The sequence below is a fragment of the Streptomyces sp. NPDC057271 genome, assembly GCF_042668715.1.
GTDB lineage: Bacteria > Actinomycetota > Actinomycetes > Streptomycetales > Streptomycetaceae > Streptomyces.
Window position 1 is genome coordinate 130,718 of record NZ_JBHUYJ010000008.1, and the last position, 14,282, is coordinate 144,999.

The following is a 14,282-nucleotide window of genomic DNA, read 5'->3' on the forward strand; positions in this document are numbered from 1 at the left end:
GAGACCGAGCCAAAGTTGGCGTGCCAGGGCTCCTACGACACACGCCCCGCGGTGACGACGCCCCCGATGAACGTCTGCCATGCCTCAACGCCCAAGGAGAGCACGGGACCCTCGGACCACTTTGAGTCACGTACGAGCATGCTGGCCGTGGTACCCGTGCACTCCACGCACTCCGTCGTATTGCCACCGCTGTACGACGACTTGAACCACTGGATGTCTGTGGTCTGTCTCTGGAGTGCGGGCACTACAGCTCCTTGCGAATGCGGTGGATCAGGGATGACGAAGCTTCCATGTCCAACGCTTGCGCGCGCAGGTACTCGAACGCAAGTCTGTATCGCTTCAGTTCCTCCTCTGTCTCCATGAAGAGCGAGCCGGTGTGCAGGTCAACGTAGACGACGTCGAGTGACGGCTCGGCGCCGCCGAGGATCACGAAGCTACCTAGCGCTGCAGCGTGCGCACCGTTGGTGAAGGGCAGTACTTGCAGGGTGATCTGCGACGCCTCGTTGGCTTCGAGGAGGCGGTCCAGCTGGGTCTTCATGATCTCCAGGGAGCCAACGACCCGACGCAGCACCGACTCGTCCAGAACGGCCCACAGGTGTGGAGGCTCGGGCCTGGTGAGGATCTCCTGACGCTTCATTCGGATGTCTACCAGCCGTTCGATCTCCTTTTGCTCCAGGCGCAGTTCATTCGCTTTCTGTAGGCCGATGCTGTAGTCCCGCGTCTGTAGGAGCCCTGGAATGTAGACACACGAGAAGTGATCTTCGCGGACGGCCTCGTCCTCAAGTGTGAGCAGTAGGTTCATGTTCTCGGGAATCGAGTCGGCGAACGAGTTCCACCACCCTTGCTGCTTGGCACCCTTGGCCAGTCCGACGACTGCTGTCCGTTCAGCCTCGCTGGCGCCGTACTCGCGGCACAAGGCGTCCACGATGGGCCACTTCACCGGACCGGCCTGGGTCTCATACCGGCTCACGGTGGCCTTGGAGACCCCGACGAGCCGGCCGGCTTCCTCCAGGGTCATGCCTGACCGGGCTCGCAGCTTGCGCATGGTGGCGCCGAGCTGGCGGCGGCGTGTCGTGGTCCTTGATGACAAGGCGGCTGCCCTTTCGCTTCGTCGGCCCGCTTCGGGCGCCAATCAGGCTATGCGGCAACACCGTTGGTGCCATTGAAATCACCCGAACGAGGCTCGTGAGAAGTTACATGGAGAGAGTTCTCGCTGCGATACTCGGCTTATCGAGGCTACGGAGCGTCGCCGTACGGATGCGGTGGGTGCAGCGCTGATGTGGCTGGGGAGGGAGTCTCGCAATGACTTGCACGGGAGGTGGCGGGCCCAGGCTTCGCTGTGTACTGCCCTTTGAGGCGGCGCCTGCTGAAGTGAGGCTGCTGCGAAGGAGTGTCCGATCGACGCTGGGGCAGTGGGGATTCCTCAATGCCATCGACGAGATCGAGCTCGTCGTGAGCGAGCTCGCGACGAACGTCATCAAGCACGTAGGTGAGGGCACGCCGGCGACCCTTGTGCTTGAACCGCGCGGCGACCGGTTCCGCGTGGAAGTTCATGACACGAGCCCGGTCGTGCCTGCGGGAGGCCGCCAGACCGCGTGTGGCGCGGAGTGTGGCCGGGGGCTCCATCTGCTGGCCTCGCTGTCCGCCGACTGGGGCGCGCTCCCCGCAGGGAGCGGGAAAGCCGTGTGGTGTGAGCTGAGCCTCGTAGCCGACGCCATGTGTGTACGGGCTCAACGGGCGTTCACGGCTCTTGAGAGCTACCGGGCACTGCTCGGGGTGCGCGGTCCGGCGGCGGTTTCTCGCTCTCGTGTCAACCAGGAGGCTGCCGCCACGCTGATCGCGGACCTTCTCGTCTGGCTGGCGCTTCAGGGAAGTGATCCAGATGATGCGTTGGTTCGCGCGCAGCAGCTCTATGAAGCGGGCGAAGCGGCGTGAGTGGCGTCCCGGTGCATTTCGGCGCGGACAGCCGCGGGAGTGCGCCAGGATTCTCCTGCGTAGCTTCTGTGGCACATGCGGTGGCAGTTGGCACAGAGAAGGGCGAGCCCTTCGAGCCGGGTCTCGCGGGGCCCGGTCGCATGCAGGGGGGTGATGTGGTGCACCTCGACGTACCCGGCGCCCAGCTCGCCGTACGTCGCGCCGAAGTCGAACGCGCAGACTTCGCATTTGATGGGTTGTCCCAGCTTCCGTACCTGCCGGAGCTTGCGGTCGCGCAGCCCGCGGTCGCGCTCGCGGTAGAGGGCCAACCGGCTCAGGAGACGTCCTTCGCGGGCGCCCGACTCGTCTTCGGTATCTCCGGGCTCGTCCGGCTGGGGTGGGATGAGGTGCAGCTCGCCGCTGGCGATAGCTGCACGCAGCGCGTCGGCAGCTGCCTGCATGTACTGAGGGCGCTCCAGGAAGTCGCTGACGATCTTCTGGGTGGGGACGCCGCCTTTCGTCATGCTGCCCGTGTACGAGGGGTGAGCGGTGGCGATGTCGGTTGTCTTGCGGCTGACGCTGTTCGACGAGCGGAACCGCAGATCCACGGACGCGTCTCCGTGGAGCGGGAGCGAGCGCAGGAGATCGGACAGCTCAAGGACGCGTGGGTCGCCCTGGCGCAGCTCGCGCCAGTTGTTCTCTACGACGAGAGCGCACGCGAGCAGCAGTTCGTCCCGGACCCAGGAGATTCTCGGCATGACAGACATCGTATAAATGTTCGTCTGGAGTGTGGGGTGTCTTGGGGCACCTCGGGATGCCGCACACTTGGGGAGCGTTGTCAGTGGGGTCTGTCACCCTCTGTGATAGCTGGTGGCACAAGGCGCCGGCGGGGTTCGTGTTCGAAGGAGGGTGCATGACCAGCACTGAGTCAGAGTTCACCTCGATTGAGATCTGTGCTGGAGCCGGCGGGCAGGCCATCGGCCTGCACGAAGCGGGTTTCAAGCACCTGGCACTCGTCGAGATCGACAAGCACGCGGCGAAGACACTGGAGCGGAACATCGACGCCCTGGAGTCGTGGGGCTGGGAGAAGCAGCACTGTGACCTCCTCGCCAAGGACGTCAAGCACTTCGACCCCGACACCGACCTCGAGAAGAGTGGCGACCTGCTGAAGCAGGACGGCCTGGACCTCCTGGCTGGCGGCGTGCCCTGCCCTCCCTTCTCGCATGCCGGCAAGCAGCTCGGCAAGTACGACGAGCGTGATCTCTTCCCGCGGATGCTCGAACTCGTCAAGAAGCTCAAGCCCCGGGCCGTGATGATCGAAAATGTTCGCGGGCTGATGGACCCCAAGTTCACTGACTACCGCGACTGGATCGTGGCGGAGCTTCAGGGGGGCACGTATCGCGAAGAGGACGGGAACGCGGTCATCCTCCGCGGTCTCGACTACACCGTGTGCCATTGGGGTGTACTGGAGGCCAGCGACTTCGGCGTTCCGCAGCTGCGGCCGCGCGCGATTCTGGTGGCTATCCGCAACGACGTCCTCAAGGACGTGAAGTACGAGTGGCCGACTCCGACGCATGAGGAGCCTGTGAGCGTTGCCGAGGCGCTCGACCGCAGCATGGAGGAGCGGTACGAGAAGTACTTCGATGGACCGTACGGGCAGCAGGCGCGCGACGCTCTCAAGCGGTGGCGGGATACGGCTGCGGAACGTGATCGCGAGCTCAAGGGCAAGGGAGGCGGTATCGCTCCCACGCTTGTGGGCGGGTCCAAGAAGCACGGTGGGGCGGATCTGGGGCCCAGCCGCGCGAAGGCCGCCTGGAAACTGCTGGGCGTCTCGGGGCTCGGCGTCGCCAACGACATCGCCACGTGCCGGGAGAAGGAGTCGGAGGGGCGCGACCTGTTCGGCCCTGACGGTCCCATGCTCACCGTTGAGCAGGCGGCCATGATCCAGGGTTTCCCGAAGGGCTGGATTCTCGATGGTGGCAAGACTGCGCAGTACCGGCAGGTGGGGAACGCCTTCCCGCCTCCCGTCGCGGCTGCAGTCGGAAAGTCCATCATTGAGGTCCTGAAGGCGGCCCGCGAACGCGACGCCAGGCAGTCCTGATCAAACCGTGCCCTTGCCTCGTGCAAGGGCACGGCGCTGTTCGACCTCAGTGGCGATGGCATCCGCGCACTCTGCCGAAGGCTCGTGCTCCCAGAACCGGAGCACTGTCCAGCCCGCCTCCTTGAGGCGCTGGTCGGTGTCCCGGTCCCGGGCCATGTTCCGCGCGACTTTGTCTGACCAGTAGCCGGGGTTCGTCTTCGGAGGGACGTAGTGGTCGGGGCAACCGTGCCAGTAGCAGCCATCGATGAACACGGCCACTTTCGCCGGACGAAAGACGATGTCGGCCGTCCGGCGAAGGTCAGGCAGAGGCTTGGCCGCCACGCGGTACCGCAACCCCTGAGCGTGCAGCAGCCGTCGTACCAACTGCTCCGGCTTGGTGTCCCGGCTGCGGATCGCCTGCATGTTCCGGCGCCGCGCCGCGGAGGAGGCCCATGAGCCCTCCGGTGGCGTCCATGCCTCCTGCACCTGCACAGTCATCGTCCTCCTGGGAACAGGCTAGTCCCCCGAAGTGGCGGCCTTCTTGGTTGTGGGGAGAAGGGGGGCCCGCTCCGGAGCGTCTTCCGGCCCGGCCACGACCCAGTGGCGACCGTCAAGGAATACCTGCGGTCGGCCCTCGTGGTGGGGCTTGGCTTCAACCACACGGACGCTGACGTTCTCGCCCTCCTGCGGAAGAGGGAGCCCCAACGTCTCCGCTACCTTCCGGTGATTCGGGTAGTCGCCGCAGATGAGGATGCCCTCACCTCGCAACTTGTCGCGGGCACCTCCGTCGCCACGGACACGCTTCATGTAGTCCTTCTGCTGGGCCAGCGTCCTGATGACCGTGCGGTTTATCCGGCGCTTCTGAACCCGACGGAAGAGCTCATTGACCTTGGCCTGTCCCGGACTGCGCTTTGACCCCGCACCTGCGGTGAGGATCGCGGTCTGGGTCTCCGTGTCGAGGTGGAGCAGAAGGTTCTCTTCGAGAGGCTTCTCGAACCAGAGCCAGGTTACGAGGCCCCAGTCTTTCTTTGTCAGCCGGAACTTCCCGTCGCGATTTCCCCGCTTCGTAACGTTTTCGTTCATTGCGAGCTTTGTGTGGTCTGCCCGAAGGAGTCCAGCACTCCACCTGCTTGCGCTGTCATCGGCCCAGACGACCAAGCAGATCTCATCGAGTGCTTCGGGCGGAATCATCCAACCGTAGGGAGTCTGTGAGAACTTGCAGTCGACCTCAATGCCTTCGATGAGATAGTCCATATCCACACCGCTCTTGAGATCGAATGCACGGAGCAGGTTGATCTCCACCAGAGTTCCGGCGTGGGTCTTCTCAGTCTTGTGGAGCTTGTCCCATTCGAAACGGCCCGTGTGCTCTCCGTCAAGTAGTTGATCGATTGTCTCGCGGAGTACCCGTCCGAAGCGTTCTCCCTCGGGGTCCTTGCCCAGCCAGTACTGCCGGACCAGCATGAGTTCGGGGTCGTCATACACGCCGGGTGAGGGCATGGGCGGGTCGAACAGGGTCAACTCGGGCTCCTCTGGTACAGGTGGGGTGGGTTCGCACCACACATGACTCCTGGGGGTCGAGAGGGGTTCCCGCTGGCGTGATGTTCGTCAGGTTTGTCTAGAACCGCCTCAGGCCTCCGGCGCCCCGTGGCACCCCCCGTAAGCCCTTCCCGATCCGCACCAGCACTCCGCGCCTCGGGCCGGGGGCCAGGCTGTCGCGCGGCCGCGGGCTGCCAGGGTCGTGGCGTATTGGGGGAGCAGGTCCGCGTTCGCGGGGGAGGAGGATTCCGAGGCGGCGAAGGCTTCGTAGGAGGGGACCGTCGCCGGGACGATGCCCAGGTTGGGGGTGCCGGCCGCGGCGAGTTCTCGGAGCGAGGCTTCGATGTCCGTGAGGTGGGCGCGGTAGGTGGGGTACTCGGATTCCAGTTCCGGGTACGAGGAGAGGAGCTCGTCCAGTTCCCGCTCCGGCCAGTGGAGGACCGCCACCGGGAAGGGGCGGGAGAGGGCCGTGCGGTAGGAGCCCAGTTCGCTGCGGAGGCGGGTGATCTCCGCCTGGAGTTCCGCCGGGTCCGACGAGCCCAGCGACCACAGGCGCTTCGGGTCGTGCAGCTCGTCCAGGGGGACCTGCGCCGTGTGGAGGGAGTCCGCCAGGGTGTCCCAGTCGTCGTGGGGCAGCGCCAGCATGCGGCGGACCCGGTGGCGGGTCACCAGGAGCGACTGGGTGGGGTGGGGGAGGTCCGCGGGCGAGGACGCCGGGGCCAGGAGGGTCGCCGCCTCCGTCGCGAGCGCCTCCGCCAGTTCCAGTTCGTCGTGGGTCTCCAGGGTCTCCACCACGATCTCCCACGGCGCCGCGTCCGACGGTGCCGAGGCGCGCAGGCCCTCGATGATCGCCCGCGCCTCCGCCTCGTGGCCGTACTCCCACAGGTTCGCCGCCTTCAGGGCCCGGATCAGGTGGGGGTCCGACGGATCCGGCGACAACAGCAGGTCGTCGTACAGGGCCGTCGCCGCCGCGCGGTCGCCCGCCAGTTCCAGGTGCGCCGCCGCCCGGAGGAGCAGGGCTTCCCGGTCCTCGGGGTACAGCGCGGCGGTGCGCAGCAGGCGCTCGGCTTCGGTGGCGTGGGCGGCAGGCGTGTCGGGGCGCATGCTGAACACCGTACTGCTGTACGGCCCTGGAGAGTTGGCGCGTCAGCGCTTATCGTGCCCCGCGTGCGGGACAGGGTGCGTGAGAGGGTGCCGGTCGTCGTCCAGACGCGCGGGGTGCGGAGCACGCCCGCCCGGATGCTGTGGGTGTGCGCCGAGGCCGTCGTCACCTGCGGGGTCGTCCTCATGCTCCTCGTCGTCCACCAGCTCTGGTGGACCAACCAGCAGGCCCGTGCCCAGGCCGGCGAGCAGGTGCGGGTCCTCGAACGGGAGTGGGCCGGATCACCCGCTGTCGACGGCCCACCACCCGTCGTCGGATCACCGTCCGCCGTTCCCGACGTGCCGGTCGAGGAGGCGGAGGCGGCGACCGCGGCTCCGCCGGCCGCCCGGCCCGGCGAGGGCCCGGCCTCCTCCGCGTACGCCATCATCCGCATCCCCCGCATCGGCCTCACCGCCCCCATCGCCCGCGGCGTCTCCAAGCGGTCCGTCCTGGACCGCGGGTACGTCGGCCACTACCCGGACACCGCCGGGCCCGGCCGGACCGGCAACTTCGCCCTCGCCGGGCACCGCAACACCCACGGCGAGCCCTTCCGGTACATCGACAGGCTCCGCAAGGGCGACGTCATCCGCATCCAGACCCGGGAGCGGGAGTACGAGTACGTCGTCGACCAGGTGCTGCCGCAGACCGCGCCCCGCGACACCGGTGTGATCCGGCCCATACCGCGCTCCCTCGTCAAGCCCTCCTACGGCTACTCCGACCCTGATTCCTACCTGACCCTCACCACCTGCACCCCCGAGTTCAGCTCCCGGTACCGGCTCATCGTCTGGGCCAGGCGTGTATAACGGCTGGAGACGGCAGTGAGGGAAGGAGGGCTGATGGTCAGGGACGTCGCGCTGCGCATGCTCGCTCCGGTCTTCTTCCTGCTCGCCCTCGCCGACCTCCTGCTCTCCGACGGCGCCGGCGTCTCCGCCGCCGTCGCCCTCGCCGCGACCACCGTCGTCTGCGCCCTCATCGGCGCCCCGGCAGCCCCGCCCGTACCGGTGACGCGGGTACGCACCGCGCTCCGCGACCGTGAACGGCGTACCGCCTTCCTGCCCCAGCGTGATCCCGACGCCTCCGGGCGCCGCAGGCCCCGGGCACCCGGCCGTCCCCTCCCGACGGCCGCGTAGCGAAACCGGAGAACTCCTGCGCGGTTCCGTCATGCCGACGTTCCTTCTTCCGGCACGACGAGACCCTTCGGAGGGCTCCCATGTCCGTTTTCGCCTCCCTGGTCGAGCAGCTCGCCGACCTGCTCCAGCCCCTCTTCGCCACCGCCTCGACGGCGGCCGCGATCGTTCTGTTCACGATGGTCGTACGGCTCGCCGTCCACCCCCTCTCGCGGGCCGCCGCGCGCGGCCAGAAGGCCCGCACCCGGATCGCCCCGCAACTCGCCGACCTGCGCGCCAAGCACGCCAAGAACCCCGAGCGGCTCAAGAAGGCCGTCATGGAGCTGCACGCGAAGGAGAAGGTCTCGCCCTTCGCCGGCTGCCTGCCGAGCCTCCTCCAGGCGCCCGCGTTCCTCCTCATGTACCACCTGTTCTCCGGCGACCGCATGGCCGGGCACACCCTCTTCGCCGCACCGCTCGGCGACCACTGGGCCGACGCCCTCGCCCACGGTGGTGTCCTCGGGCCCGCCGGGCAGGTGTATCTCGTCCTCTTCGCGATCGTCGCCGCCGTCGCGGCCTTCGGCTTCCGGCGTACGAGGCGTCAGCTCGCCACGCAACCGCTCGACACAGGGATGGCGGACACCCCCGGCGCCGGAGCGATCCAGAGGGTGATGCCGCTGCTCTCCTTCGCCACCCTGATCACCGTCGCCGTCGTCCCGCTCGCCGCCGCGCTCTACGTCGTCACCAGCACCACCTGGACCGTCGTCGAGCGAGCCGTCCTCTTCCGGGAGCAGCGCCCCGCGGAGCCCCTTGCTACCGGTGCGTAAGGGTCCAGTCCGTGAACGGGGTCTTGCCCAGTGGTCGAAACTCTTGGAGGATCGACCAATCCTCCGATATCTCCGATGGCCGCACTCCATCGGCCGGGGCTCTTCCGGGCCCGCCCCCGGGCCCACCTCGACCACAGGGAGAAGACCATGAAGCTGCTGCGAGTCGGTCCGGCGGGAGCCGAGCGTCCCGCCCTGCTCGACGGGGACGGAACGCTGCGCGACCTGTCGGCCCTGGTCGACGACGTCGACGGCAGCCTGCTGGCCGACGCCTCCACGCTCGACCGGATCCGGGCCGCGGGCGGCGCCGGTGTGCTGCCCGCCCTCGACGCGACCGGGCTGCGGATCGGCCCGCCCGTCGGCCGGATCGGCAAGGTCGTGTGCATCGGGCTGAACTACCACGGACACGCGGCCGAGACCGGTGCGGCGACCCCGGCCGAGCCGGTCGTCTTCCTCAAGTCCGCCGACACCGTCGTCGGGCCCGACGACACCGTGCTCGTACCGCGCCGCAGCACCAAGACGGACTGGGAGGTCGAGCTGGCCATCGTCATCGGCCGGACCGCCCGCTACCTGGAGACCGACGAGGAGGCCCTCGCGCACGTCGCCGGGTACGCCGTCGCCCACGACGTCTCGGAGCGCGAGTTCCAGATCGAGCGCGGCGGCACGTGGGACAAGGGCAAGAACTGCGAGACGTTCAACCCGCTCGGCCCGTGGCTGGTCACGGCCGACGAGGTGCCGGACCCGCAGGCGCTCGCGCTCAGGCTCTGGGTCAACGGTGAGCTGAAGCAGGACGGCAACACGTCGGACCAGATCTTCGGCGTCGCGGAGGTCGTACGGTACGTGAGCCGGTTCATGACCCTGTACCCCGGCGACATCATCAACACCGGCACCCCGGCGGGCGTCGCGATGGGGCAGCCGGAGCCGAAGCCGTACCTGCGGGCGGGCGACGTGGTGGAGCTGGAGATCGAGGGGCTCGGGCGTCAGCGCCAGGAGCTGAAGGACGCGTAGTCGTCCGGTGAGAGCTGCCGGCCGACGGGAGGCGTGGTCCGGTGAGAGCTGCCGGCCGACGGGAGGCGTGGTCCGGTGGGAGCTGTCGGCCGGTCGGGTGCGCCCGTCGTTCGGGCGCGCCCGCCGAGTGGGCGCCCTAGCTGTACTGCCCTGTGAGGTCGGCAAGCAGTCGGCTCAGCGCCTCCACGACCATCGCGTGGTCCTCGGCCTGGGGCAGCCCCGACACCGTCACCGAGCCGATCACCCCCGCGCCCTCGACCGTGACCGGAAACGAACCGCCGTGGGCGGCGTACCGGTCGGGGTCGAGGCGCGAGGACTGGTCGAACGTCGTCCCCTTGGCGCGGAAGCGGGCGCCCACCAGGTACGAGCTCTCCCCGTACCGTTCGACGACCCGCCGCTTGCGGTCGATCCAGGCGTCGTTGTCCGCGCTCGAACCCGGCAGCGCGCAGTGGAAGAGCTGCTGCGCGCCGCGCCGGATGTCGATCGCGACCGACGCGCGGCGCTCGCGCCCAAGGTCCACGAGAAGAGAGCCGAGGGCCCAGGCGTCCTCGTACGTGAAGCGGGGCAGGACCAGGCGCGCTTCCTGAGCCTCCAGCGTGGCCACCTCGTTCACAGCGTCACCGTGATTCCCTCGCGGGCGGAACGCCTGGCCGCCTCCAGTACGTCCAGGGCCGCAGCGGCCTCGTGGGCGGTGACCGGGTTCGTACCGGTGCCGCGGACGGCGGCGGCGACGGCCGCGTAGTACGCCGGGTAGTCGCCCGGCGCCGACTCGACGGGGACCCCGCCGCCGGTCAGCGGCGACTCCCCGGCGCCGAGCCGGCCCCACAGCGACTCCGGCTCCACACCCCACGGCGCTCCGGGCTCCGGCAGCAGGCCCTCGCGCAGGTCGGCCTCCTGGGGGTCGAGGCCGTACTTCACGAAGCCGGCGCTCGAACCCAGGACGCGGAAGCGGGGGCCGAGTTGGGCCGTGGTGGCGCTCACGTACAGATGCGAGCGCACCCCGTTCGCGTGCGTGATCGCGATGAACGTGTCGTCGTCGGCCTCGGCGGCGGGGCGGCGGACGTCGGACTCCGCGTACACCCGGACGGCCGGGCCGAAGAGCACGAGCGCCTGGTCGACGACATGGCTGCCGAGGTCGAAGAGGAGGCCGCCGATCTCCTCCGGGGCGCCGGACTCGCGCCAGCCGCCCTTGAGCTGCGGGCGCCAGCGCTCGAACCGGGACTCGAAGCGCTGGACGTCACCGAGGGCGCCTTCCGTGAGGAGCCGGCGCAGAGTCAGGAAGTCGTTGTCCCAGCGGCGGTTCTGGAAGACCGACAGGAGCAGCCCGCGCTCCTCGGCGAGGGCGCCGAGCCCGCGCGCCTCGGAGGCCGTTCCCGCGACCGGCTTGTCCACGACGACCGGGAGCCCTGCGGTGAGGGCGGCGGTGGCGATCGGGACGTGCGTCTTGTTGGGGGACGCGACGACGACCAGATCGAGCTCGTCCGCCCGCGCCCACAGCTCCTCGGAGGAGTCCGCGACACGTACGCCGGGGTGAGCGGCACGGGCCTGTGCCTGGCGCTCCGGATTGCCGGTCGTGACGGTGTCGAGGACCAGGCCTTCGGTGGCGGCGATCAGCGGGGCGTGGAAGACGGAGCCCGCGAGGCCGTAGCCGACGAGTCCGACGCGGAGGGGGGCGGTGTCGGTGCCGGCCGGGGAGCCAGTCGGGGAGCCAGTCATGGGGTCCACTTAAGCAACGCTGTTGCCAAAGTGCAAGCGAGGGGGACAATGGGGTGGTGAACAGGAGTGTTGGGAGTGGCGGGATCGTCGGGAGTGTCAGCGGTGGCGGGAGCCCGAGGAGCGCAGGGAGTCCGAGGAGCGCAGGGAGCGAGGCGGGCGTCAATCTGCCGGCTTTGCGCAGCCACAACGCGGCGCTCGTCCTCGACCTGCTGCGGACGGCGGGGGAGGCCGGGATCAGCCGCCTCGAACTGGCCGAGCGCACCGGGCTCACCCCACAGGCGGTCAGCAAGATCACCGCGCGGCTGCGGGCGGAGGGGCTGGCGCGCGAGGCCGGTCACCGCGCCTCGACCGGCGGGAAGCCGCGTACCGTCCTGCGACTCGTCCCCACGGCCGCGTACGCGGTGGGGGTCCACCTGGACCGCGACGAACTGACCGCCGTTCTGGTGGACCTGTCGGGGGTACGGGTCGCGGTACGGCGGACGCCGCTCGATCTGGGCGCGGGGACGGAGGTCGTCTTCGACGCGGTGGAGCGTGAGGTCCGCGCCGTACGCGACGAGGCGGTGGGGGCGGTGGCGGTGGCGGCGGTGAGCGAGGCGGGGGCGGGGGAGTCGGGGGCCGAGGGTGACGGTGAAGGCGCGGCGGTTTCGGCGGCATCCCGGCGGCCCTCCGAGCCCAGGGGTTCGGGGGCGGCGGCCTCGGCGCGGTCCCAGGGGTCCGGGCGGCCTGGCGGCGATGCGCCGGCTTCGGTGCGCTCCGGGGTGCCTGGCGTTGCGGGTGCCGGACCTTCGGCGCCGTTCCCGGCCTCAGGTCTTGTACATGCCGCCCCTTCGGCGCCGGACCAGGCGCTCACCCCCGCCGTCCTCGGTGTCGGGGTCGCCATGCCCGGCCCGCTCGACCACCTCGCCGGTACGCCCGGGCGCGTGACCGGGCACCCCGCGTGGGAGGGCGTTCCGCTACGGGACGAGCTCACGCGCCGGCTCGGGCTGCCCGTCGCCCTCGACAAGGAAACCAACGCCGCCGCCCTCGGCCTTGCCCTGCACGCCGACGCCCCCGCCGCCGACTCCTTCGCGTACCTCCACCTCGGTACGGGACTCGGCTCCGGGCTCGTCCTCGGCGGCGCCCTCCACCGCGGGGCCAGGACCGGCGCCGGGGAGTTCGGGCACCAGACCGTCCTGCTCGACGGGCCGTCCTGCGGCTGCGGCGGGCGCGGCTGCCTGGAGGTCCTCTGCCTGGCGGCCGTCGCGCGCGGTGACGTGCCCGAGGCGGCGCGCGTCCTCGGTACGGGCGCCGTGAATCTCGTACGGCTCCTCGACATCGACCGCGTCGTCCTCGGCGGCCGGGTCGTGGCCGCCGCCCCCGAGGCATTCGTCGGCGGCGTCGGCGCGGTCCTCGCCGAGGCGGGCCTCGGCACACCGGTCTCCGGCGCCACGTCCCCGTACGCCGTCGCCGAGGGGGCCGCGCAACTGATCCTCGCTCCGATCTTCGGAAAATAGGCTGATTGGGCGGAACGGGTGGGCCGCTCGGGGGCACGCGCCGCGTCGCTCCCCGGTGCCGCCGCGCCCGCCTGGCAGCGTCGCGGCCGTCCCGTACGCCCGCGAGCAGCAAAGGCACCCGCCCATGCGACTGCGCAGCGCCCTCGCCCTCGGTGTGACCGCGGCGACGACCGGAACCGCCGTCCTCGCGCTCGCCGTAGGCCCGTCCTCGGCGGAGCCCGGCCCGAGCCAGGCCCCCGGCTCCGGCTCCGAGTCCGGCTCCGAGTCCGGCTCCGAGTCCGGCTCCGGGGCCGGTGCCTCGCGTTCGGAGGACGAGGCCGGGGCCGGGGCCGTCCTGAACCCCGGGTCCGGCCTGAACCCCGGTTCCGGCCTGAACCCCGGACCGGGTGTCGGACTCAGGGCCGACGCCGATTCCGGTTTCCGGTTCGGGAAGGACTCCGGCGCCGGTTCGGTGGTCGAAGCCGAAGCCGAAGCCGAAGCCGAAGCCGAAGCCGGACGCGGACGCGGAACGGGATCCCACGTCGACGGCACCGGCACCGGCACCGGTACGGTGGCCCGCCCCGACGCCCGCCCCGACGCCGAATCCGGCACAGGCCCCACGCCCGGCCCCGGTGCCGACTCCGGAACGACGCCTCGGCGACAGCCCGCCTCCTGCGGCGAGGTCACCGACCCCGAGTTCCCGATCGACACCCGGATCCACCGCCGCCCCGGCGCCTTCGTCCCCGGTGCCGGCTTCCGTACCTTCGAGGTCGACCTCACCAACACCACCGCCGAGGCATGTCAGGGCATCCACCCCGTCCTGGTCCTCACGGACCGCGACCGGGTCCTCCGGCCGGAGCAGATCCGGCTGGAGTTCTACGACTCAGAGGCCCGCCGCTGGCTCCCGGTCGCGTTCGAGGCGACCGAGGAGGACGAGAACGTCGGTGCGTTCAGCGGCTTCTCCGGCCTCACCGTCGCCGCGGGCGACACGGTCACCGTCTCCGTCCGCCTCGCGTTCCGGGAGGACGCCGCGCCCAACGAGGTCGTGGTCAACGCGGCGATCGTGCAGCGCCACGGGGCGGACGGCGACTGGGTCGGGGAGTCCGACGACGTCCCCCTGACCATCGGGCCCGAGGGCACGGAAGAGGACCCGGAAGTGAACCCCGAAGCGAATCCCGAGGAGAACCCTCCGGGGAACCCGGACCCCGTGCCCGACGGGACCACCCCGCCGAAGAGCGGCGACACCGGCCTCCCGCCCGCCCCCGTGCTCCCCGAACTCGCCCAGACGGGACCCGAGGCGATGGCCCTCCTCGCCCCTGCCGCTAGCGCGCTGTTCCTCACGGGCGCGTCGCTCGTCGTCGCCTCCCGGCGCCTCCGACGGCGGCCGGAGACCCCCTAGGTCGTGTCGTCGAAGTCCCGTCTGTCCGGCGGCGTCTGGCACGCACGCTCGCCGCGTTGTCGGTCGTCGGCGCAGCCCGCTGCGCT

At 70.1% G+C, this 14,282-nt stretch carries 16 protein-coding genes; 8 read left to right on the plus strand and 8 right to left on the minus strand.

Features of this window, described 5'->3' with window-relative positions; genetic code table 11:
* Nucleotides 1–32: 32 nt before the first annotated feature.
* Both ACFUJR_RS06500 and ACFUJR_RS06505 read right to left on the minus strand, forming a co-directional pair.
* Nucleotides 33–245, minus strand: a complete 213-nt coding sequence (locus ACFUJR_RS06500) for a DUF397 domain-containing protein (protein WP_383164428.1) — start codon at nucleotides 243–245, stop codon at nucleotides 33–35.
* Complete coding sequence (locus tag ACFUJR_RS06505) at nucleotides 245–1,090, minus strand: helix-turn-helix domain-containing protein (RefSeq protein WP_383164425.1); 846 nt, start codon at nucleotides 1,088–1,090, stop codon at nucleotides 245–247. Before ACFUJR_RS06505 ends, ACFUJR_RS06500 begins: the two co-directional genes overlap by 1 nt.
* A 281-nt stretch (nucleotides 1,091–1,371) precedes the next feature.
* On the opposite strand from ACFUJR_RS06505, the gene ACFUJR_RS06510 reads away from it, so the two are divergent.
* Nucleotides 1,372–1,935: an ATP-binding protein gene (locus tag ACFUJR_RS06510; protein ID WP_383164422.1), complete on the plus strand. Its 564-nt coding sequence runs from the start codon at nucleotides 1,372–1,374 to the stop codon at nucleotides 1,933–1,935.
* On the opposite strand, the gene ACFUJR_RS06515 is transcribed toward ACFUJR_RS06510, so the two are convergent.
* Nucleotides 1,911–2,672: an HNH endonuclease gene (locus ACFUJR_RS06515; protein WP_383164419.1), complete on the minus strand. Its 762-nt coding sequence runs from the start codon at nucleotides 2,670–2,672 to the stop codon at nucleotides 1,911–1,913. The genes ACFUJR_RS06510 and ACFUJR_RS06515 overlap by 25 nt on opposite strands.
* 155 nt (nucleotides 2,673–2,827) lie before the next feature.
* Here ACFUJR_RS06515 and ACFUJR_RS06520 point away from each other — a divergent pair, with 155 nt between their 5' ends.
* Nucleotides 2,828–4,015 (plus strand): DNA cytosine methyltransferase, encoded by a 1,188-nt coding sequence (locus tag ACFUJR_RS06520; protein WP_383164416.1) that lies wholly within the window; start codon nucleotides 2,828–2,830, stop codon nucleotides 4,013–4,015.
* Here the strand turns inward: ACFUJR_RS06520 and ACFUJR_RS06525 are convergent, their stop codons facing one another.
* The 3 genes from ACFUJR_RS06525 to ACFUJR_RS06535 all read right to left on the minus strand — a co-directional run bounded on the left by ACFUJR_RS06525 (nucleotide 4,016) and on the right by ACFUJR_RS06535 (nucleotide 6,634).
* Entirely contained in the window at nucleotides 4,016–4,492 is a 477-nt protein-coding gene (locus ACFUJR_RS06525) for a very short patch repair endonuclease (protein WP_383164413.1), read from the minus strand.
* Between the two features lie 18 nt (nucleotides 4,493–4,510).
* The gene (locus tag ACFUJR_RS06530) at nucleotides 4,511–5,512 is read right to left on the minus strand and encodes a NaeI family type II restriction endonuclease (RefSeq protein ID WP_383164410.1); all 1,002 of its coding nucleotides are present in this window, start codon (nucleotides 5,510–5,512) and stop codon (nucleotides 4,511–4,513) included.
* A 108-nt stretch (nucleotides 5,513–5,620) separates the two neighbouring features.
* Nucleotides 5,621–6,634 (minus strand): SEC-C domain-containing protein, encoded by a 1,014-nt coding sequence (locus tag ACFUJR_RS06535; protein ID WP_383164407.1) that lies wholly within the window; start codon nucleotides 6,632–6,634, stop codon nucleotides 5,621–5,623.
* Between the two features lie 63 nt (nucleotides 6,635–6,697).
* Here ACFUJR_RS06535 and ACFUJR_RS06540 point away from each other — a divergent pair, with 63 nt between their 5' ends.
* From ACFUJR_RS06540 to ACFUJR_RS06555, 4 genes are all read left to right on the plus strand, one after another.
* Nucleotides 6,698–7,474, plus strand: coding sequence for a class E sortase (locus ACFUJR_RS06540; RefSeq protein WP_383164404.1), 777 nt, complete (start codon nucleotides 6,698–6,700; stop codon nucleotides 7,472–7,474).
* A gap of 33 nt (nucleotides 7,475–7,507) precedes the next feature.
* On the plus strand, nucleotides 7,508–7,801 hold the full coding sequence (locus ACFUJR_RS06545) for a DUF6412 domain-containing protein (protein ID WP_383164401.1): 294 nt from the start codon (nucleotides 7,508–7,510) through the stop codon (nucleotides 7,799–7,801).
* 80 nt (nucleotides 7,802–7,881) lie between these two features.
* On the plus strand, nucleotides 7,882–8,604 hold the full coding sequence (locus tag ACFUJR_RS06550) for a YidC/Oxa1 family membrane protein insertase (RefSeq protein ID WP_383164398.1): 723 nt from the start codon (nucleotides 7,882–7,884) through the stop codon (nucleotides 8,602–8,604).
* Nucleotides 8,605–8,751: 147 nt separating this feature from the next.
* Complete coding sequence (locus ACFUJR_RS06555) at nucleotides 8,752–9,609, plus strand: fumarylacetoacetate hydrolase family protein (protein WP_383164601.1); 858 nt, start codon at nucleotides 8,752–8,754, stop codon at nucleotides 9,607–9,609.
* Between the two features lie 136 nt (nucleotides 9,610–9,745).
* Here the strand turns inward: ACFUJR_RS06555 and ACFUJR_RS06560 are convergent, their stop codons facing one another.
* The gene (locus ACFUJR_RS06560) at nucleotides 9,746–10,222 is read right to left on the minus strand and encodes a heme-degrading domain-containing protein (RefSeq protein WP_383178687.1); all 477 of its coding nucleotides are present in this window, start codon (nucleotides 10,220–10,222) and stop codon (nucleotides 9,746–9,748) included.
* A complete protein-coding gene (locus ACFUJR_RS06565) occupies nucleotides 10,219–11,325 on the minus strand; it encodes a Gfo/Idh/MocA family oxidoreductase (protein ID WP_383178684.1) in 1,107 nt (368 codons plus the stop codon). The genes ACFUJR_RS06560 and ACFUJR_RS06565 overlap by 4 nt, the downstream gene beginning before the upstream one ends.
* Nucleotides 11,326–11,408: 83 nt before the next feature.
* Here ACFUJR_RS06565 and ACFUJR_RS06570 point away from each other — a divergent pair, with 83 nt between their 5' ends.
* Both ACFUJR_RS06570 and ACFUJR_RS06575 read left to right on the plus strand, forming a co-directional pair.
* The gene (locus tag ACFUJR_RS06570; RefSeq protein ID WP_383178693.1) at nucleotides 11,409–12,818 is read left to right on the plus strand and encodes an ROK family protein; all 1,410 of its coding nucleotides are present in this window, start codon (nucleotides 11,409–11,411) and stop codon (nucleotides 12,816–12,818) included.
* A 124-nt stretch (nucleotides 12,819–12,942) separates the two neighbouring features.
* Nucleotides 12,943–14,196: a hypothetical protein gene (locus ACFUJR_RS06575; protein WP_383178681.1), complete on the plus strand. Its 1,254-nt coding sequence runs from the start codon at nucleotides 12,943–12,945 to the stop codon at nucleotides 14,194–14,196.
* The last annotated feature ends 86 nt before the right edge of the window (nucleotides 14,197–14,282 follow it).